The sequence below is a fragment of the Streptomyces sp. AC550_RSS872 genome (assembly GCF_019049285.1).
Taxonomy (GTDB): domain Bacteria; phylum Actinomycetota; class Actinomycetes; order Streptomycetales; family Streptomycetaceae; genus Streptomyces.
In genome coordinates this window covers 113,448-130,690 of record NZ_JAGMUL010000028.1, presented here as the reverse complement: position 1 = coordinate 130,690, position 17,243 = coordinate 113,448, and the positions used below count along the sequence as shown (strand labels likewise).

The following is a 17,243-nucleotide window of genomic DNA, read 5'->3' as shown; positions in this document are numbered from 1 at the left end:
TCAGCCGCAGCTCTGCCGTGGCCGCGCGTCTCACACGGGCCGCGCGCAGCCCACCGGTTTCTCGCCGCCCAGTTGGACGTACAGGGCCGTCGACAAGGGGCATCCCGCTCGCTTGTCGACGGCCTTCGTCACCTTGTACTGCGGTTTCCGCTCGGCCTTGCCGTCGCAGGACGTCTCGCGGACCTGGCCGTCGCCCGAGCTGTACACGCAGTCGCCGACGATGGTGCGGGGGCCGCCCCCGCCGCCCGGGTCGCCGGGGTGGGGTCCGGTGAGGTTGCGCATGCAGGCGTACCCCTGGGGGACCGCGCCGTCGCCGTCCTCGTCGGAGCCGCGGCTCTGCTCGCTGATGTGCAGCACGAAGTCCGTGGTCCCGGGGCACAGCGGCCCGTCGCCCACCCTGCCGTCGTGCCGGGACACGACCCGCGCCGCCGCGCGTTCACCGGCGCACGGCACCTCGGTGAAGCTGGTCGTCCCGAAGGAACTGCACTCGTCGACGCCGAGGAACACCGCGCCGTATCCGGCGGGCCGGGTCGGCGCCGCCCGCTCTTCGCTCGCGGTCTTGTCGAGCCGCCCGTCGTCCTCCGCCGCCGACGGACTCTGGCACCCTGTCAACAACGCGCTGAGCAGCAGCAACAACGCACAGGCCACCCCCGCACCGTATCTCCCGCGCATCGCACTCCCCCCTGGTACCCCCGTCCAGCGTGACCCGCGACAACGGGCGCACGCCAGACGTGGCGGGTCCTTTGCGTCGGTTGGGGGTGAGTGCGCCCGCTGTGTGACGTACAGGCGCTACGTCCAAGTGCTACCCCGGGCTAACCGCTCCGGTAGGACAGCCCGTGCCCGACCGGATACAGCACCCGCGCCGGATCGTCCGCCCGCTGCACCGGCACCGGCAGCCTCCCGCGCGGGAACACCCGCCCGGCGATCACCCGGGCGGCCGCGCGCAGCTCGACGTCGGTCCAGGAGTACGACGCCAAGCAGGCCGGGACCGTGGGCAGATGGGCCACGTCGTAGGGGTTGCGGATCGCGACCGCCACCACCGGCCTGCCCGTCGCGAGGAGCTGTTCGACCAGCGTCTTCTGTGCGCTGCTCGCGGTGACGTTGTACGTCCCGACCACCACGGCGTCGGCTGCCTGAGCGGCCTCGACGGCGCGGGCGATGGTGGCGGCGGACGGCGAGGTGCCCGTCGACAGGGCGCTCGCCGTGAAGCCCAGTTCGGTGAGGGCGGCGGCGAGGACGCCGGTCGGCGGGCCCGTCGTGCCGGACGGGGAGGCCGGGTCGGCGCCCACGACGAGGACCCTGGGGTGGCTGCGGCGGGACAGCGGCAGCACCGGGCCCTCGTTGACCAGCAGGGTCGTCGTCCGCTCGGCGATACGGTCGGCGGTCGCGAGGTGGGACCGGGTGCCGACGTTCCGGTCGACCCCGCCCTGGCTGACGTACGGCTCCTCGAACAGCCGCAGCTTCGCCTTCAGCCGTAGGATGCGCAGGACGGACTCGTCGAGCCGTGCCTCGGTGAGCTCCCCGTCCTGGACGGCCTTCAGGACGGCGTTCCAAGCGATGTCCAGGGACGGCGGGTTGAGGAGCTGGTCGACGCCGGCCTTGAGCGCGAGGACGGGGACCCGGTCGTCGCCGTACTTCGTGCGGACGCCCTCCATGCCGAGCGAGTCGGTCACCACCAGCCCGTCGTAGCCGAGTTCCTCGCGCAGGATGCCGGTGAGGATCGGGCGGGAGAGGGTGGCCGGGTCGCCGGAGTCGTCGAGGGCCGGGACCATGATGTGGGCGGTCATGATCGAGTCGATGCCGGCGCGGACGGCGGCCCGGAAGGGCGGTGCGTCCAGGCTCTCCCACTGCTCACGGGTGTGGGTGATGACCGGGAAGCCGTAATGACTGTCGACGGCGGTGTCGCCGTGCCCGGGGAAGTGCTTGGCGGTCGCCGCGACCTGCCGGTCGTGCGGCGAGCGCTGGTATCCGGCCACCTCGGCGGCGACCATGGCGGCGACGGCGTCCGGGTCGGCGCCGAAGGAGCGGACGCCGATGACGGGGTTGGCCGGGTTGACGTTCACGTCGGCCACGGGGGAGTAGTTCTGCCGGATGCCGAGCGCCTTGAGTTCCTGTCCGGCGACACGGCCGAGGGTACGGGCGTCGGAGCGCGAACCGCCCGCTCCGATGGCCATGGCGCCCGGGAAGAGGGTGGCGGGCTCGCCGACGCGGCAGACGATGCCGTGTTCCTGGTCGGTGGAGATGAGGACGGGCAGGCCGCGGGGCTGGGTGAGGGATGCCCGCTGGATGCCGTTGGAGAGGTCGGCGATCTGATGCGGATCCCGGGTGTTGTGCGCCCACGTGAAGTAGATGATGCCGCCCACCCGGTACCTGGCGACCAGCTCGGCGGCCGTGCGCACGCCGATCTCCTTGAGGTTGGCGTCGATGTCGGCCTGGTCGGGGGCGGTGGCGGAGTGGCCGTAGACCCGCATGACGAAGAGCTGGCCGACCTTCTCGGGCAGCGTCATCCGGGCGATGAGGGCGCGCAGTCTCTTGTCGGCGGGGGCGGAGGCGTGGGCGGTGCCGCCGAGGGTGAGGGCGGTGGTGAGGCCGGTGGTGGCGGCGAGGACGGTACGTCTCGAGGGGCTTGCTGTGTTTTCCGCGGGTCGTCTGCTTCCCGTGCTGGAGTCGGGCACGTGCGCTCCTTCCGGAGGTGGTGCGCTGAAGGAAACTTCCGAGGAGCCACCAATAACCGGGAAGTTTCTGCCAGTCAAGGGAGTGCACCGTAACCAAGGAGGGGCCGCCATCGGCGCAGTTGGAGGGGGCGCGCCGATGACGGCGTGCTGCCGGCCGCGGCACGGCGGAGAGGGTGGGTCAGCAATCGCAGCCAGCAGCGAGGGCCGACACCGCACCACGGTGACTCTCCGGCAGCTCGCGGATTGGACGGGCGGGGGTGGGACCGGGTTCCCGGGGATGGCTGAAATCCGTGAAGTTGGTAGGGCGGTGGTGGATGAGGTGGGTGGGTCGGGTGGACCATCCACGCGTTCCCTCGCCCCCGCCGCCCCTACCCGTCCCATCCTTCCGGGGCTCCGCCCCAGACCCCGCTCCTCAAACGCCGGAGGGGCTGGACTGACCGGGGCGTGCATCGTTCAGCAGACAGCAGACACACCGAACCGAGGAACGGGCCTCCCCAGCGGTCCGCCCCCGGCGCCTAGGCCGACTCGTTCAGCAGCCGTGACAAGTGCTCCCTGCCCGCGCCCAACAGTCCGTCCAGCGGCGCGGCCTCCTCGTACCAGCGCTTCTCGTACTCCCAGCACAGCCAGCCGTCCCAGCCGTGCCGGGAGAGGACCTCCACGCAGTCGGCGAGCGGGAGCACCCCGGCGCCGAGCGGCAGCGGGGTCGTGTCGTCGGCGGAGGCGATGTCCTTGACCTGGACGTAGCCGAGGAACGGAGCGAGGGCGGCGTAGCTCTCCGAGGGCTGTTCGCCGCCCAGCCAGGTGTGCATCACGTCCCACAGCGAGCCGACGTGGCGGTGGCCGACCAAGCCGAGGACGCGGATCGCGTCGGCCGCGGTGCGGTGCGAGTCGTGGGTCTCCAGCAGGATCCGTACGCCCATGTCGGCGGCGTGCTCCGCGGCCGTACCCAGCCGCCGCGCGGCGATGGCGTCCGCGCGCTGCCGGCTCTGCTCGGGGTCGGCGCCGGGGAAGACGCGGACGAAGGGTGCGCCCAGGTCGTGGGCGAGGTCGACCAGGGTACGGATCTCCTCGATCACGGGTCCGTCGTCACCGGGCGCGGCGACCCGGGCGTACCCGGCCAGGCCCAGCAGCTCGATGCCGGCGGACTTGAACTCGGCCGCCACGTCGGCCCGTTCGTCGGGCCCGAGGCCCGGGTGGACCGGTTCCTCCGGGTGCGTGCGCAACTCGACGCCGTGATAGCCGTGCGCGGTCGCGAGCCGCAGCACGTCGGGGAGGGGGAGACCGGGGACGCCGAGGGTGGAGAACGCCAGTTTCATGCACTCCACCTTGCCAGGGAAACGCGGGCACGCCCATCCGGCAGGCGCGCGGGCCGGGGCCTCACTCCTGGGTGTCGTGCAGATCCAGGCGCCAGTCCTGGCCGTTCAGGTCCCGGCCGAAGGAACGGTGGGGTTTCTCGGCGGCCAGGACGAAGCCGTGGCGCTGGTAGATACGGCGGGCGGCGGCCAGGACGTCGTTGGTCCACAGGACGAGTTCGCGGTAGCCGACGCCGCGCGCGAAGTCGACGACGGCCCCGACGAGCCGGTCGCCGATGCCGAGGCCGCGGGCGTCGGGCTCGACCAGCAGCACCCGCAGCCGGGCCGTGCCGGGCGCCTCGTCCCGTACGCACATCACACAGCCCACCGGCCGACCGTCCAGCTCGGCGATCCACACCCGCTCCAGATGCGGGTCGTGGTCCTGCGCGAAGTCCGCGACGATCCTCGCCACCAGCCCCTCGTAGTCGGCGTTCCACCCGTACTCGGCGGCGTACAGCGCGGCGTTGCGCTGCACGATCCAGCCGAGGTCGCCGGGTCCTGGCTCACGCAGCAGGACGTCCTCGCGGCGGGGAGGGCGGCCGTGGGACAGGATCGTACGGACCGTCGTCATCGCCTCGGCGAGACGTGGCCGTTCGGCGGCGGGCACGGTCGACAGCAGCGAGCCGACCGATTCGGCCGCCCGTTCCTCCAGCAGCTTGCCGGTCTCCCGCCCACGCGCGGTGAGCGTGACGCGCCGGCGCCGGGGGTCCTCCTCGGAGGCCGTGCGCTCGATGAGCCCGTCCTGCTCGAACGTGTTCAGGATCCTGCTCAAGTACCCGGCGTCCAGCGAGAGTTCGGTCCGCAGGTCGGCCGCGTCCGTACGCGGGGAATGCGCGAGCTCGTACAGGACGCGGGACTCGGTGAGGGTGTACGGGGCGTACAGGTGGCGGCTGTAGTCGAGGGCGCCGATGACGTTCGTGTAGAAGCGGTTGAAGGCGCGGATGTCGTGGACTGTCATGATCGTCGACCCCGGTGGACTCTGCGGCAGCTGACTGCCGATGCTTGACTCAGTCAGAGGTTCCGTGGGTTCGAGCCTAGGACGCCCGCGTCCTCGCGGCTACCCCTCGGCACTCGCCGGCCGGTACACGCACACCTGCGCCCCGGTCTTGGCGGTGGTCGTGGAGATGAGTTCCAGCGGCCGCTTGCCGCCGTCGGCAGGGAAGACTGACTTGCCGCCGCCGAGCAGCACCGGCATCACGATGAGCTGGAGCTCGTCCACCAGCCCCTCCTGGATCAGGGTCCGTACGAGGGTGGGGCTGCCCATCATCGCCAGGTCGCCGCCCTCCGCCGCCCGCAGTTCCCGCACCCGGGCGACGGCCTCGGCGCCGGGGACCAGGCTGGTGTTGTGCCAGGTCAGGTCGGCTTCGGTGAGGGTGCTGGAGACGACGTACTTCTTGATCGAGTTCATCCGGTCGGCGAAAGGGTCCCCGGCCCGCTCCGGCCACGCCCCGGCCATCGTCTGCCAGGTACGACGCCCGAAGAGCAGCGCCTCGGCCTTCCGCATCCCCGCGTCGAAGGCCTCGCCGAGTACCTCCGCGTCGAAGTACGGGTGCGACCAGCCACCGTGCGCGAAGCCGCCGTCGGTGTCCTCCTGGGGGCCGCCGGGGGCCTGGACGACGCCGTCGAGGCTGATGAACTCGGTGATCGCGATACGCATGGGGACACTCCTGGTTCTCGTGCCGGGGTGCTGCTCGGGTGAGTCGGCTGTTGGTGATTACGGCGATGGAGACCGGGGTCGGGCCCGGAAATCACCGGTCGGCCCAGTGATAGATGCGGAAGGGGGGATTCGGCAGGGGGCGGGCGCCTCAGGTGGGCCGCCGGGCGGGCGCGGGGCACCCCGTTCGGGCCTCTGCGGGCGCGGGTCTCGCCGCGCCGCCGCAGCATGGGGACGTCAGGCGGAATTCCGGGACGACTGGGAGTGCTCATGGCGACGGGCTGGGATCCTCGTGCCGCTTCCGAGGCTGGAGAGTGGCTGCCCGTCCTGGACATCCCCGCTGCCGCGCGGCAGCGGCGCTGGACCGTCCTGCTGCGCTGGCTGCTGCTCCTGCCGCAGTTCGTGGTGGTCTGCCTGCTCTCGGTCGCGGCGTTCTTCGTGACCATCGCCGGATGGTTCGCCGCGCTGTTCCTGGGACGGCTGCCCGACGCGGTCTTCTCCTTCCTCGGCTCCGTCCTCGTCTACCGGACGCGGGTCGGCGTGAGCTCGATGCTCCTGGTCGACCGCTATCCGCCGTTCTCGTTCTCCGCCCCCGACCACCCCGTGCAGATCGAACTGCGCGCCACACCGCTGAACCGGCTCGCGGTGCTGTTCCGCCTGATCCTGATGATCCCGGCGGCCATCATCAACAACCTCGCGCAGGCGGGCTGGTTCGCGATCGGCTGGATCTTCTGGCTCATCGGCATCGTGCTGGGACGACTGCCCGCCCCGGTCTTCGCCGCCACGGCCGCCGTCGCCCGCTACCAGATGCGTTTCACCGCCTACGCCACGATGCTGACCCCCGCCTACCCCAAGCGGCTGTTCGGCGACGAGCCGGTTCCGCAGGAAGCGGTCCGCTCCGGCACCCGGCCACTCCTGCTGGACACCACGGCCAAGGTCCTCGTCGTGCTCTTCCTGCTGCTCGGCGTGTGCGGCCATATCGTCAGCGGCGTGGTGGACTACGGCGACGACGACGAGATGAACGACGACCGCATGGCGCCGGCGGCGCTGACTCCCCGAGTGCAGTCCTGCGCTATCGGGTCGGCCCGGTGTTCTTGAGGACTCCGTTGTTGAGGACTCCGTTCTTCAGGACTTCCGTCAGAGCGGAGATGCTGTGGTCACCATGGCCGGCGTCGACCGCCCGCTCCAGCAGATCGTGGAAGGGCCTGTGCCAGGCCATGTCGAGGTTCGCTTCCTTGCCGAGTTCCTCGTCGTGGGCGGCTCCGGCCAGGAAGAGGTTCACGGAGGAGGCGGGCTTGCTGTAGTCGCCGCGGTCGATCTCCTCGGCGAAGACCGGCAGTACCGAGTTGATCATTTCGAACCACTTGACGCTGAACCGGACCATCGAGGCCGCCGTGAGGCCCCGGGCCTGCATGGCCGCCGCGCCCTGGAAGAAACCGACGAGCGCGGGCAGCAGGGTGCCGCCCACGGCCATCTCGTACAGGGCGGCGAGGTCGGGGTCCGCACCGAGGTAGACGGTGTCGCCGCCCAGCACCCGCAGCGTGGAAGCGAACTCCTCGAAGACGCTGTTGTCGCCGCCGTAGTACAGGAGGGTGTCTTCGGCGCCCACGGCGGACGGCACGTTCTTGATCGCTCCCCCGAGGTAGCGCGCTCCGTGTCCGAGCGCCCACCCGGCCATCTGCCGGGCCCCGGCGGGTGAGCCGCTGTTCAGGGTCACCAGGGCCCGTCCCCTGAGCCCGGCGGCGGCCGGTTCGAGGGCCTCGACGGTGTTCTCGAACGTGGTCAGACAGGCGATGACCAGCGGACTCCCCGCCACCGCCGCGTCCATGGTGTGTGCGTGAACAGCACCCTTGGACACGAGGGGCGCGGCCTTCCCGGGAGTCCTGTTCCAGACGGTGGTCGGGTGCCCGGCGGCGATGAACGCCTCAGCCAGTGCGCTGCCCATCGAGCCCAGTCCGACGACGGTCACTGGAGTGCGATGCTGCCCGGTCATACGTTGCTCCTGCCTGAGACGGATCCTCCTGAGCATCTGACATGGCGTCAAACGCAGGCCAATCGCACGTAGTTGTGGCGATCTCGGTGCGATGCCTGCTCCATGCTGTGGGCGCACCTGCACATCTGCAAGTACCTACAATTTTGTCGGGTACCCACATTTTTGTTAGGGGAAGGCTGATGACAAAGCGGAGCTACACCTGCGGGCTGGACGCTGCCATCGACGTCATGGGAGGGAAATGGAAGGGACTGATCCTTTTCTGGCTCGGCGAAGGACCGCTGCGCTTCGGTGAGTTGCGCCGGACCGTGTCCGGCATCAGTGAGCGGATACTGATCCTGCAACTACGGGAACTGGAGGCCAGCGGCCTGGTACACCGCGAGGTCCATCACCAGGTCCCACCGAAGGTGGAGTACTCACTGACCGACTTCGGACACTCACTCATCGCTGCTCTCGGTCCGCTCGGCCAGTGGGGCGAGGACAACATGGAGCGTCTCGAAGCCCTCCCGTGAGCCGGGCAGACAGGCAGGCGCGCCAGTGTTCGCCGAACGTGCCGATCGGAAACGAATACCGGCCGGCACGTCGCGGACGTCTGGCGGCGGTACGGCCCGGCGCTGCTCTTCCCCGCGTAGGGCTGGACGTCGTTCATCGACGCCGTGAAGCAGGGGTCCATCGGCGCCTGAGCCACCGCTTGGCGCCCACTTTCACGACGGGCGCCAACCCGCAAGCACTCGCTTACCCCCGAGGCCCCCCAGAAGACCCCCGCACCATCAGCTCCCCCCGGATCGTCGCGATCCCCCCGGGCGGCGCGTCCTCCCGCCCCATCGCGATCCGCCCGGCCCGCGCCCCCGCCTCCGACAGCGGCAGCCGCACCGTCGTGAGAGAAGGCACCGCGTCGATGCTGAACGGCAGATCGTCGAAGCCGGCGACCGAGACGTCGTCCGGGATGCGCAGGCCGGAATCCCGCAGGGCCGCGCACGCGCCCAGCGCGACGGAGTCGTTGGCGGCCACCACGGCGGTCAGGGACGGATCCCGTCGGAGCAGTTCCAGCGTGGCCTCGTAGCCGGACTGGCGGTCGTAGCGTCCGTGGACCGACCAGCGGGGGTCCTCCTCGATGCCGTGTGCATCGAGGGCGGCGCGGTGGCCCTCCAGGCGGTGGCGGGTCGTCGTGCGCTCCTCCGGGCCCGCGATGTAGCCGAGGCGCCGGTGGCCGAGGCCGATGAGGTGCTCGGTCAGTTCACGGCCGCCGCCGCGGTTGTCGAAGGTCAGCGCGATGGCGCCGGTGTCGGGCGCGGGCGGCCGGCCGCAGAGCACGACCCGGGTCCCGGCGTCCGCCAGCCTCCGCAGCTTGGCCGCGACCGCCGCCGCGTGCGGCGCGTCCTCGACGGCACCGCCGGTCAGGACCACCGCCGCGGCCCGCTGCCGCTGCAACAGGGTCAGGTACGTCAGCTCGCGCTCGGGCGAACCCCCGGTGTTGCAGACCACCGCCAGGCGCTCACCGCCCGCCCGGCCGCCGGGCCCGCCGATCTCCGACTGGATCGCGCTCGCCATGATCCCGAAGAAGGGGTCGGCGATGTCGTTCACCAGGATGCCGACCAGGTCGGAGGTGGCTGCCGCCAGTGCGCTCGCCGGCCCGTTCAGCACGTAGTCCAGCTCGTCCACCGCCCGCAGCACCCGCTCCCGGGTGGAGGCAGCGACGGGGTAGTTCCCGTTCAGCACGCGCGACACCGTCGCGGGGGAGACCTGGGCGCGGGCCGCCACGTCCGCCAGGGTCACCGTCATCTCGTCGTCCTCCGGTCGCGCATCTCGTCGTACCACCTCGTACTGCTCACGCTCGTACTGCTCACAGACAGGCCTGCCTCCTCGTAGACAGCCCGTCAGCGGCCACGGTTCCGTGTATGTCGAGCAGACCTTACGGCCAACAACCCCCGTTGTTCGTCCCCTCGAACAACTCAACCCGGTCACGGTCTTGTCCGGACCCCTGGTCAGAGGCTAGCTTCTTATCGAATAGAAAGCGCTTGCTGTGACGCTCAACAGGGTAGGGGCGTACGCGGCACGCAGAACCGCGTACGACGCTGCGTACGACGCCTACGAAGGGAATGACGTGACACGCAAGACGGTGCGTATCGCCATGAATGGTGTGACGGGGCGCATGGGCTACCGACAGCACCTGGTCCGCTCCATCCTGGCCCTCCGTGAGCAGGGCGGTCTCGACCTCGGCGACGGCACCGTGCTGTGGCCGGAGCCGATCCTGGTCGGCCGCCGCGAACACGCCCTCAAGGCGCTCGCCGAGCAGCACGGCCTGGACCCGGCGAACATCTCGACCGACGTGGACGCCGTCCTCGCCGACCCGACCGTCGAGATCTACTTCGACGCCCAGGTCACCTCGGCCCGCGAGGAGGCGATCAAGAAAGCGATCGCCGCCAGCAAGCACATCTACACCGAGAAGCCCACCGCCACCGGTCTGGAAGGCGCCCTGGAACTGGCCCGGCTCGCGAACGAGGCCGGCATCAGGCACGGCGTCGTCCAGGACAAGCTCTTCCTCCCCGGCCTGCTGAAGCTGAAGCGCCTCATCGACGGCGGCTTCTTCGGACGGATCCTCTCCATCCGCGGCGAGTTCGGCTACTGGGTCTTCGAGGGCGACTGGCAGGCAGCGCAGCGCCCGTCCTGGAACTACCGTGCCGAGGACGGCGGCGGCATCGTCGTCGACATGTTCCCGCACTGGGAGTACGTGCTCCACGAGCTCTTCGGCCGGGTCAAGTCCGTGCAGGCCATCGCCACCACCCACATCCCGCAGCGCTGGGACGAGAACGACAAGCCCTACGACGCGACCGCCGACGACGCCGCGTACGGCATCTTCGAGCTCGACGGCGGCGCCATCGCCCAGATCAACTCCTCCTGGGCTGTGCGCGTCAACCGCGACGAACTGGTCGAGTTCCAGGTGGACGGCACGGAGGGCTCCGCGGTCGCGGGTCTGCGCAACTGCCGTGTCCAGCACCGCTCCCTCACCCCCAAGCCGGTCTGGAACCCGGACATCCCGGCCACCTACTCCTTCCGCGACCAGTGGCAGGAAGTCCCCGACAACGTCGAGTTCGACAACGGCTTCAAGGCCCAGTGGGAGCTGTTCCTCAAGCACGTCTACGCCGACGCCCCGTACCACTGGGACCTCCTGGCCGGCGCCCGTGGCGTCCAGCTCGCCGAGCTGGGCCTGAAGTCGTCGTCCGAGGGCCGCCGTATCGATGTTCCGGAGATCGCGCTGTGACCATCCAACTGCCTGACTTCACGGGCGGGATGCGGACCTACGAGCCCCGCACCGAACCCCTCGCCCTCACCCCGGGCGCGCCCTTCACCTCCCGCACGGTCTACTCGGCCGCGCATGTCGTCGCCGACCCGTACGCCGACGCGACGCCCGACTCGCCGGCCGCCGTCGACTGGGACGCCACCCTCGCCTTCCGCCGCCATCTGTGGTCCCACGGGCTCGGGGTCGCCGAGGCCATGGACACCGCCCAGCGCGGGATGGGCCTGGACTGGGCGGGCGCGGCCGAGCTGATCCGCCGCAGTGCCGCCGAGGCGAAGGCGGTCGGCGGGCTGATCGCCTGCGGCGCCGGCACCGACCAGCTCACCGGCCCGGCGTCCCTGGCCGAGGTCCGGGCGGCCTACGAGGAGCAGCTCGCGCTCGTCGAGGAGTGCGGCGCGCGGGCCATCCTGATGGCGTCCCGCGCGCTCGCGGCCGCCGCCTCCGGCCCCGAGGACTACCTGGAGGTCTACGGCCATCTGCTCCGCCAGGCCACCGAGCCGGTGGTCCTGCACTGGCTCGGCCCGATGTTCGACCCGGCGCTGGAGGGCTACTGGGGGTCGAGCGACCTCGACACAGCCACCGACACCTTCCTGGAGGTCATCGCCGCCCACCCCGACAAGGTCGACGGCATCAAGGTCTCCCTGCTGGACGCCCAGCGGGAGATCGACATCCGCCGCCGCCTCCCGCAGGGCGTGCGCTGCTACACCGGCGACGACTTCAACTACCCCGAGTTGATCGCGGGCGACGAGCAGGGCTTCAGCCACGCCCTGCTCGGCATCTTCGACCCGCTGGGCCCGCTGGCGGCGGAGGCCGTCCGGGTGCTGGACACGGGGAACGTCTCCGGTTTCCGTGAACTCCTCGACCCCACCGTCGAGTTGTCCCGCCACCTCTTCCAGACACCCACCCGCTTCTACAAGACGGGCGTGGTCTTCCTGGCCTGGCTGGCCGGCCACCAGTCCCACTTCACCATGGTCGGCGGCCTCCAGTCGGCCCGCTCCCTGCCGCACTTCGCCCGCGCCTACGAACTCGCCGACGGGCTCGGACTGTTCCCGGACCCGAAGCTGGCGGAGGAGCGGATGAAGAACCTGCTCGCCCTGTACGGAGTGGCCCAGTGAGCACCGGACTCGAACGCTTCTCCATCAACCAGATGACGGTCAAGCAGCTGTCGATGCCCGAACTGGCCGACGCCTGCGGCCAGTTGGGCATCACGAACGTCGGCCTGTGGCGCGAACCCGTCCAGTCGTACGGACTGGAGGCGACGGCCAAACTGGTCCGCGACGCGGGCCTGACCGTCACCACCCTCTGCCGAGGCGGCTTCTTCACGGCGATCGACCCGCAGGAGCGGGCCGAGGCGCTGGACGACAACCGCCGGGCGGTCGACGAGGCGGCCACATTGGGCACGGACGTCCTGGTGCTGGTGTCCGGCGGCCTGCCCGCCGGCTCCAAGGACCTGCACGGGGCGCGGGAGCGGATCGCCGACGCGCTCGGCGAGCTGGGCCCGTACGCCGAGGAGCGCGGGGTGAAGCTGGCCATCGAGCCGCTGCACCCGATGTACGCCGCCGACCGCTGCGTGGTGTCGACCCTGGCACAGGCCCTCGACCTCGCCGAGCGCTTCCCCGCCGAGCAGGTCGGCGTCACCGTGGACACGTACCACATCTGGTGGGACGACACGGCGCCGGAGCAGATCGCCCGGGCGGGGGCGGGTGGCCGTATCCACACCTTCCAACTCGCCGACTGGACAACCCCGTTGCCGCAGGGCGTGCTCACCGGGCGCGGTCAGATCGGGGACGGGGCGATCGACATGCGGGAGTGGAAGGGGTACGTCGAGGCGGCCGGGTACGGCGGGGCCATCGAGGTCGAGCTGTTCAACGACGGGCTGTGGGCGCGGGACGGCCGCGAAGTGCTGGCGGAGACGGCGGCGCGGTTCGTGGAGCACGCGGGCTAAGGCGCGCAGGGCGCGGCGGGGCGCGGCGGGGCGCGGCGGGGCGCCGACGGTTCTCGGGCCGTCGGCGTCCAGCATGTCCCTGATGATCAATAATGGCGTCGGATTGTCCGCCATTGACCAAAGGCTCAACCCACCCATGCGTATACCGAAAGCCGGTGTCCCAGGCCTGGTTCTCCTGTCCGCCGGCGCCCTGCTCACGGCGTGCTCCGACAGCGGGGGAGAGCTGGACTACCAGACCGGCTATGCCAGTCACCGCCCCCTGCGGGTCACCGGGTACCCCTCGACGGGGAGCCTGGAGACAGTGCAGCAGGTGGTCTGGCGGCTCGCGGACGGGGACGTCGACGGGCTGGCCGCGCTGGACACGGAGGGCGGCGACCACTCCGCAGCCCGCGACTGGGTCGAGACGTACGGCACGGCCGCCCGCGCGGAGGTGAGCGCGGACTTCCTCGACGAGGGATCCGTACGCCAGGACGTGGTGCTGCACTTCGCCGGGCCCCGCCGCACCCAGGAACTCACCGTCCGTATCGGGGACGACGACACCTGGGGAGTGGTCCTCGACGCTCCCGACCCCACGCCGGCCGCCCCCCGATGACGAGGGCGGACCTCACGGCGGTGGGAGCAGGGTGCCCAGCGGCCCCAGGTCGAGGTTGAGGTCCTCCAGGGTGAGGCCGTAGCGGTCGCACAGTTCGGTCATCCGGTCGTGGAGGAGCATCAGGGTCAGGCCGAGGCGCTCCTCCTGTTCCTCGGTCAGGTCGCCCTCGTCGACGCGGTGCAGGGCCTGGCGCTCCATCAGCTGGCGGAGCAGTTCGACGATGGTGAGGACCAGCCTGACCAGGTCGCGTTCCACGGTGTCGGGGTCGGCGTGCAGCCGGCGTGCCGCCGTGCGGCCCGCGGTCGGCGGGGCCACGTCGTCCGGCTGGGCGGGCAGCAGGGAGAAGGCGCGATGCGCGGCGTCCGCGACCTCCCGCAGCCGGTCGGGGGGCGTGCGGTCAGCCGGGGTCGTCACGGTGGCCGCCGTGGTCGTACTCCGTGGGCTTCCGGTCCGGCAGGACGGGCGCCCACTGTTCCTCCAGCTGCTCGCGAACGGCGATCACCACCGCGCGCAGCGAGATCCGCACCAGGTCGATGTCCGCGATCGACAGGACGACATCGCCGGTGATCACGACCCCGCCGCTCAGCAACCGGTCGAGCAGGTCGATCAGCGCGACCTGGGTTCCGGCGAGCGGGTGGTCGTCGTCGTACGCGTCGTGCTCGGTCACGGTTGCCGCACCCCTTCGAGGGGGGTGGTGAAGGAGTACGGCGCCCAGGGGCCGGTGACGTCCACGCGTACGCCGGGCAGGTCGTCGGCGGCGTGCAGCATGCGGTCGCGGAACTCCTCGGCCGCGTGGCGCGGGACGAGGTAGGCGTCGTTGGCCACGTTCTCGCCGGGGAGCCGGGCCAGGGTGCCCTGCTGCGGGCGGTGCCGGGCGCGCTCCACCGCGAGACCGCGCGCCCGCTGCTCCGTGCGCCGTACGGCCTCCTCGGCGGCCCGCCAGGTCTCCTCGCGTGCCTGGCGGTGCTGCCTGCGGCGGCGCAGATACGCGCGTCCCGTGCCCGGCGGCTCCGACGGGCCCGGTGCGGCCGGGTCGGGTGCGGCCGGGTCGGGTGCGGTGGGGATCTCGGCGTACACCTTCACGCCCCACTCCACATGGTCGTCGAACCGGTCGAGCAGCGCGGTGAAGGCCTCCTGCCGTTCGCCCAGCATCCGCTCGACCCGGCTGTCGTCGAGGTACACCGTGGCCAGCCGCAGGGGGAGGACCGTCGTGCGGGTGGCCAGCGTCTCGATGACCAGGTGGTGGGACCGGGCCGTCGACTCCAGCCAGTCGAGATCCTCCAGCCGCGCCTTGAGGGCCGCCTCCGAGAACTCCGCGCCGGGCACCGCGCTCACCGCGGCGGCCACCGCGCCCGAGCGGACCAGGACGACGGGCGCGTCCGCCACACCGCGGAGGCCGCCCAGGGCCGCCTGCGCCCGCTGTGCCGCGGGGCCGGACGATCTGACCACGGCGTAGGCGTAGCTGAGCCGTTGCCCGTTCACGGCTGTCGGTCTCGGTTCCGGTCTCGGTCCCGTTCCTCCGCGTCGTCCTTCTTGCGCCGGGGACGTCGTGGTTCGGTGCCGGACTCCCGGTCCGTCTCACGGGGCCGGCGCCGACCGGACGATCCCGAGCCGCGTTCGGGCAGTTCGCCCGCGGACTCGGCCCTCTCGGACCGCTCGACCTTGCGGCGCAGGTCCTCGACCTCGGCGCGTAGCCGCTCGTTCTGTTCCCTGAGGTCGTGCCGTTGGTCGGCGCGGGAGGAGAGCGCGGGGTCGTGCTCCCACCAGTCGATGCCGATCTCCTTCGCCTTGTCGACCGAGGCCACCAGGAGGCGGAGCTTGATGGTGAGCAACTCGATGTCCAGCAGGTTGATCTTGATGTCGCCGACGATGACGATGCCCTTGTCGAGCACGCGTTCAAGGATGTCGGCGAGGTTCGCGCCGGATGACTCGCCGTACGGGGACATCGCCCTCGACGGCGTGGAGCGGGTGGGGACGGGCTCGGTCACGGGGTACTCGACCTCGTTTCCCGGTCGGTGTCTTCGGCGTCGTCTGTGCCGTCGTCGTCGTAGCGGTCGTCAGGTTCTCGGTCCTTCTCCTCGACCAGGTCGTCGTCCTCGTCCTGGTCCCGGTCCCGGTCCTCGTCCTCCTCCCAGTCGTCCTCGGCGTCCTCGTCCTCTTCGTCCTCTTCGTCGTACTCCTCGTCGTCGTCCTCGGCGGACACGCGGTCGTCGTCCTCCTGGTCCTCCTGGTCGTCGTCGTACTCCTCCTGCTCGGCCCGGCCCTCCTCGTCCTCGCCGTCCTCCTCCCGCTCGGCCTCCTCGACCTCCTCCGGCTCCCGCACCACCTCGCCCTCGCGGATCTCCCCGCGCCAGCCTCCGGTGGCCTCCCCGCGCATCATCACGAAGGTGCGGAAGAGCTTCAGGTCGAGCCGGGCGCGACGCCCCTGGGCCCGCATCCAGCTGCCGACCCGCTCGACCGGCCCCTTGGGGAAGTACCGCAGGACCAGCAGCACCTTGGTGAGGTTGTCGGTGAGGGGGTGGAAGGTGACGACACCCTGGGTCGTGCCCTTGTCCCCGGAACTCGTCCAGGCGATGCGCTCGTCGGGCACCTGTTCCGTGATGGTGCTCCGGAAGCGGCGATTGGACTTGGCGACCTTCACATGCCATCTGGCCGTGGTGTCGTCCTGTTGCTCGATGCCGACGACACCCTTGGCGAACCGGTCGAACTCCTGGAACTGCGTCCACTGGTCGTACGCCTCGCGCACCGGCACGCCCACATCGATGTCCTCGATGATGGTGATCCCCTTGCCCATGCTGTCCGGGTCGTCGCCGGGGTCCTTGTCGCGGCTCTGCCCGGGCAACTGCCCGGCGGCGTCCTTGGCCTTGTCCACCACCGCGTCCTTGGCGTGCGCGGCCGTGTCCTTCGCGTGGGAGGCCGTCGAGGTCAGCGCCCCCACTCCCGACGGCAGGTGATCGCCCAGCTTCTTGCCGCCCTTGGCCACCGCGCCCATCAGTCCGCGCGGGCCGACGTGCGCCTCGCTCAGCTTTCGCGCGCCCTCGCCGAGCCGGTGACCCATGCCCTCCAGCGCGACCTGGAGCCGGGCCTGGACGTAGTTCTCCAGCTCGTCCTTCAGCCGGTCCGTCCCCGGCACGCGCTCGCCGGCCTTCGACAGGGTTCCCGTGCCGCCGCCCGAGCCGCGTCCCGTTCCCTTGCGCTCAGCCATCGTCCTGCCCCTGCCTGCTCGACCGCGCGGAGCCGCCGCCGCGTGAGCGGCTCTGCGAGGTGGAGGTCTTCTTCGTACGGCGGGACGCCGCCTTCCGGGGCTTCTGCCGAGGCTTCTCCTCGGGCTCCCCCTCGGGCTCCGTCTCGTCCTCGGCCTCGTTCTCGGCCGCGTCCCTGTCCTCGGCGTCGGTCTCGGCCTCGTCGTCCGCTTCCTGTTCCTGGCCCCGCTCCCGCAGGCCCGCGGTGCGCTGGTGCAGGGCGTCGGCCAGGTTGTCGGCCTTGGCGCTTAGGACGGTGGTCGCCGCCGCCTTCCCCGCGTCGGTCAGCTCGGAGCGCACCTGGTCGGTGAGGGTGTGCAGGAAGGGAGAGTCCTGGAGGGCCTTGCCGACCTGCCCGGGCTTGATCCGTGATCCGGCGAGCAGCGCGCCGAGGCCGATGGCGAGCTTCGCCTTCTTTGTCCGCCCCAGCACATAGCCGCCCAGCAGGGCGGTGCCGATCTTGGCGTTGTTCATGACCTGTCTTCTTTCCTCACC

At 71.1% G+C, this 17,243-nt stretch carries 19 protein-coding genes; 6 read left to right on the top strand and 13 right to left on the bottom strand.

Annotated elements, in window-relative coordinates; all coding sequences use genetic code 11:
* Positions 1 to 30: 30 nt before the first annotated feature.
* The 5 genes from KUM44_RS14605 to KUM44_RS14585 form a co-directional block, all read right to left on the bottom strand.
* The gene (locus tag KUM44_RS14605) at positions 31 to 672 is read right to left on the bottom strand and encodes a hypothetical protein (RefSeq protein WP_217208287.1); all 642 of its coding nucleotides are present in this window, start codon (positions 670 to 672) and stop codon (positions 31 to 33) included.
* Between the two features lie 140 nt (positions 673 to 812).
* On the bottom strand, positions 813 to 2,675 hold the full coding sequence (locus tag KUM44_RS14600) for a glycoside hydrolase family 3 protein (protein ID WP_217208286.1): 1,863 nt from the start codon (positions 2,673 to 2,675) through the stop codon (positions 813 to 815).
* Positions 2,676 to 3,190: 515 nt separating this feature from the next.
* On the bottom strand, positions 3,191 to 3,991 hold the full coding sequence (locus tag KUM44_RS14595; protein WP_217208285.1) for a sugar phosphate isomerase/epimerase: 801 nt from the start codon (positions 3,989 to 3,991) through the stop codon (positions 3,191 to 3,193).
* Between the two features lie 61 nt (positions 3,992 to 4,052).
* Positions 4,053 to 4,985 (bottom strand): bifunctional helix-turn-helix transcriptional regulator/GNAT family N-acetyltransferase, encoded by a 933-nt coding sequence (locus tag KUM44_RS14590; RefSeq protein WP_217208284.1) that lies wholly within the window; start codon positions 4,983 to 4,985, stop codon positions 4,053 to 4,055.
* A gap of 99 nt (positions 4,986 to 5,084) precedes the next feature.
* Complete coding sequence (locus tag KUM44_RS14585) at positions 5,085 to 5,684, bottom strand: dihydrofolate reductase family protein (protein ID WP_217208283.1); 600 nt, start codon at positions 5,682 to 5,684, stop codon at positions 5,085 to 5,087.
* Between the two features lie 267 nt (positions 5,685 to 5,951).
* Between KUM44_RS14585 and KUM44_RS14580 the strand changes: the two genes are divergently transcribed.
* On the top strand, positions 5,952 to 6,779 hold the full coding sequence (locus KUM44_RS14580; RefSeq protein ID WP_217208282.1) for a DUF4389 domain-containing protein: 828 nt from the start codon (positions 5,952 to 5,954) through the stop codon (positions 6,777 to 6,779).
* On the opposite strand, the gene KUM44_RS14575 is transcribed toward KUM44_RS14580, so the two are convergent.
* Positions 6,754 to 7,674 (bottom strand): NAD(P)-dependent oxidoreductase, encoded by a 921-nt coding sequence (locus KUM44_RS14575; protein ID WP_217208281.1) that lies wholly within the window; start codon positions 7,672 to 7,674, stop codon positions 6,754 to 6,756. The two genes, KUM44_RS14580 and KUM44_RS14575, sit on opposite strands and share 26 nt — an antisense overlap.
* A gap of 179 nt (positions 7,675 to 7,853) precedes the next feature.
* Here KUM44_RS14575 and KUM44_RS14570 point away from each other — a divergent pair, with 179 nt between their 5' ends.
* Entirely contained in the window at positions 7,854 to 8,183 is a 330-nt protein-coding gene (locus KUM44_RS14570) for a helix-turn-helix domain-containing protein (RefSeq protein WP_217208280.1), read from the top strand.
* 223 nt (positions 8,184 to 8,406) lie between these two features.
* On the opposite strand, the gene KUM44_RS14565 is transcribed toward KUM44_RS14570, so the two are convergent.
* Complete coding sequence (locus tag KUM44_RS14565; protein ID WP_217208279.1) at positions 8,407 to 9,453, bottom strand: LacI family DNA-binding transcriptional regulator; 1,047 nt, start codon at positions 9,451 to 9,453, stop codon at positions 8,407 to 8,409.
* 322 nt (positions 9,454 to 9,775) lie between these two features.
* Between KUM44_RS14565 and KUM44_RS14560 the strand changes: the two genes are divergently transcribed.
* The 4 genes from KUM44_RS14560 (at position 9,776) to KUM44_RS14545 (ending at position 13,506) form a co-directional block, all read left to right on the top strand.
* Positions 9,776 to 10,933, top strand: a complete 1,158-nt coding sequence (locus KUM44_RS14560) for a Gfo/Idh/MocA family protein (protein WP_217208278.1) — start codon at positions 9,776 to 9,778, stop codon at positions 10,931 to 10,933.
* Positions 10,930 to 12,084: a dihydrodipicolinate synthase family protein gene (locus KUM44_RS14555; RefSeq protein WP_217208277.1), complete on the top strand. Its 1,155-nt coding sequence runs from the start codon at positions 10,930 to 10,932 to the stop codon at positions 12,082 to 12,084. The genes KUM44_RS14560 and KUM44_RS14555 overlap by 4 nt, the downstream gene beginning before the upstream one ends.
* A 32-nt stretch (positions 12,085 to 12,116) precedes the next feature.
* Positions 12,117 to 12,914 carry a sugar phosphate isomerase/epimerase gene (locus KUM44_RS14550; RefSeq protein ID WP_217208374.1) on the top strand — a complete coding sequence of 266 codons (798 nt, stop codon included), beginning with the start codon at positions 12,117 to 12,119 and terminating at the stop codon, positions 12,912 to 12,914.
* Positions 12,915 to 13,050: 136 nt separating this feature from the next.
* On the top strand, positions 13,051 to 13,506 hold the full coding sequence (locus tag KUM44_RS14545; protein WP_217208276.1) for a hypothetical protein: 456 nt from the start codon (positions 13,051 to 13,053) through the stop codon (positions 13,504 to 13,506).
* Positions 13,507 to 13,518: 12 nt separating this feature from the next.
* On the opposite strand, the gene KUM44_RS14540 is transcribed toward KUM44_RS14545, so the two are convergent.
* From KUM44_RS14540 to KUM44_RS14515, 6 genes are read right to left on the bottom strand one after another with little or no spacing between them, the layout of a single operon-like run.
* On the bottom strand, positions 13,519 to 13,920 hold the full coding sequence (locus tag KUM44_RS14540; RefSeq protein ID WP_217208275.1) for a gas vesicle protein K: 402 nt from the start codon (positions 13,918 to 13,920) through the stop codon (positions 13,519 to 13,521).
* On the bottom strand, positions 13,904 to 14,173 hold the full coding sequence (locus KUM44_RS14535; protein ID WP_217208274.1) for a gas vesicle protein: 270 nt from the start codon (positions 14,171 to 14,173) through the stop codon (positions 13,904 to 13,906). Before KUM44_RS14535 ends, KUM44_RS14540 begins: the two co-directional genes overlap by 17 nt.
* A complete protein-coding gene (locus tag KUM44_RS14530; RefSeq protein WP_217208273.1) occupies positions 14,170 to 14,988 on the bottom strand; it encodes a GvpL/GvpF family gas vesicle protein in 819 nt (272 codons plus the stop codon). Before KUM44_RS14530 ends, KUM44_RS14535 begins: the two co-directional genes overlap by 4 nt.
* The gene (locus KUM44_RS14525; RefSeq protein ID WP_217208373.1) at positions 14,985 to 15,452 is read right to left on the bottom strand and encodes a gas vesicle protein; all 468 of its coding nucleotides are present in this window, start codon (positions 15,450 to 15,452) and stop codon (positions 14,985 to 14,987) included. The genes KUM44_RS14530 and KUM44_RS14525 overlap by 4 nt, the downstream gene beginning before the upstream one ends.
* A gap of 38 nt (positions 15,453 to 15,490) precedes the next feature.
* Positions 15,491 to 16,711, bottom strand: a complete 1,221-nt coding sequence (locus KUM44_RS14520; RefSeq protein ID WP_217208272.1) for an SRPBCC family protein — start codon at positions 16,709 to 16,711, stop codon at positions 15,491 to 15,493.
* Positions 16,704 to 17,222 carry an ABC transporter substrate-binding protein gene (locus KUM44_RS14515; protein ID WP_217208271.1) on the bottom strand — a complete coding sequence of 173 codons (519 nt, stop codon included), beginning with the start codon at positions 17,220 to 17,222 and terminating at the stop codon, positions 16,704 to 16,706. The genes KUM44_RS14520 and KUM44_RS14515 overlap by 8 nt, the downstream gene beginning before the upstream one ends.
* Positions 17,223 to 17,243: the final 21 nt, after the last annotated feature.

Bases quoted from the DNA above. Each gene is read 5' to 3' on its own strand.
- KUM44_RS14575 (WP_217208281.1), bottom strand. From the start codon at position 7,674: ATGACCGGGCAGCATCGCACTCCAGTGACCGTCGTCGGACTGGGCTCG.
- KUM44_RS14595 (WP_217208285.1), bottom strand. From the start codon at position 3,991: ATGAAACTGGCGTTCTCCACCCTCGGCGTCCCCGGTCTCCCCCTCCCC.
- KUM44_RS14590 (WP_217208284.1), bottom strand. From the start codon at position 4,985: ATGACAGTCCACGACATCCGCGCCTTCAACCGCTTCTACACGAACGTC.
- KUM44_RS14525 (WP_217208373.1), bottom strand. From the start codon at position 15,452: ATGTCCCCGTACGGCGAGTCATCCGGCGCGAACCTCGCCGACATCCTT.
- KUM44_RS14520 (WP_217208272.1), bottom strand. From the start codon at position 16,711: ATGGCTGAGCGCAAGGGAACGGGACGCGGCTCGGGCGGCGGCACGGGA.
- KUM44_RS14580 (WP_217208282.1), top strand. From the start codon at position 5,952: ATGGCGACGGGCTGGGATCCTCGTGCCGCTTCCGAGGCTGGAGAGTGG.
- KUM44_RS14585 (WP_217208283.1), bottom strand. From the start codon at position 5,684: ATGCGTATCGCGATCACCGAGTTCATCAGCCTCGACGGCGTCGTCCAG.
- KUM44_RS14565 (WP_217208279.1), bottom strand. From the start codon at position 9,453: ATGACGGTGACCCTGGCGGACGTGGCGGCCCGCGCCCAGGTCTCCCCC.
- KUM44_RS14515 (WP_217208271.1), bottom strand. From the start codon at position 17,222: ATGAACAACGCCAAGATCGGCACCGCCCTGCTGGGCGGCTATGTGCTG.
- KUM44_RS14550 (WP_217208374.1), top strand. From the start codon at position 12,117: ATGACGGTCAAGCAGCTGTCGATGCCCGAACTGGCCGACGCCTGCGGC.
- KUM44_RS14545 (WP_217208276.1), top strand. From the start codon at position 13,051: ATGCGTATACCGAAAGCCGGTGTCCCAGGCCTGGTTCTCCTGTCCGCC.
- KUM44_RS14605 (WP_217208287.1), bottom strand. From the start codon at position 672: ATGCGCGGGAGATACGGTGCGGGGGTGGCCTGTGCGTTGTTGCTGCTG.
- KUM44_RS14570 (WP_217208280.1), top strand. From the start codon at position 7,854: ATGACAAAGCGGAGCTACACCTGCGGGCTGGACGCTGCCATCGACGTC.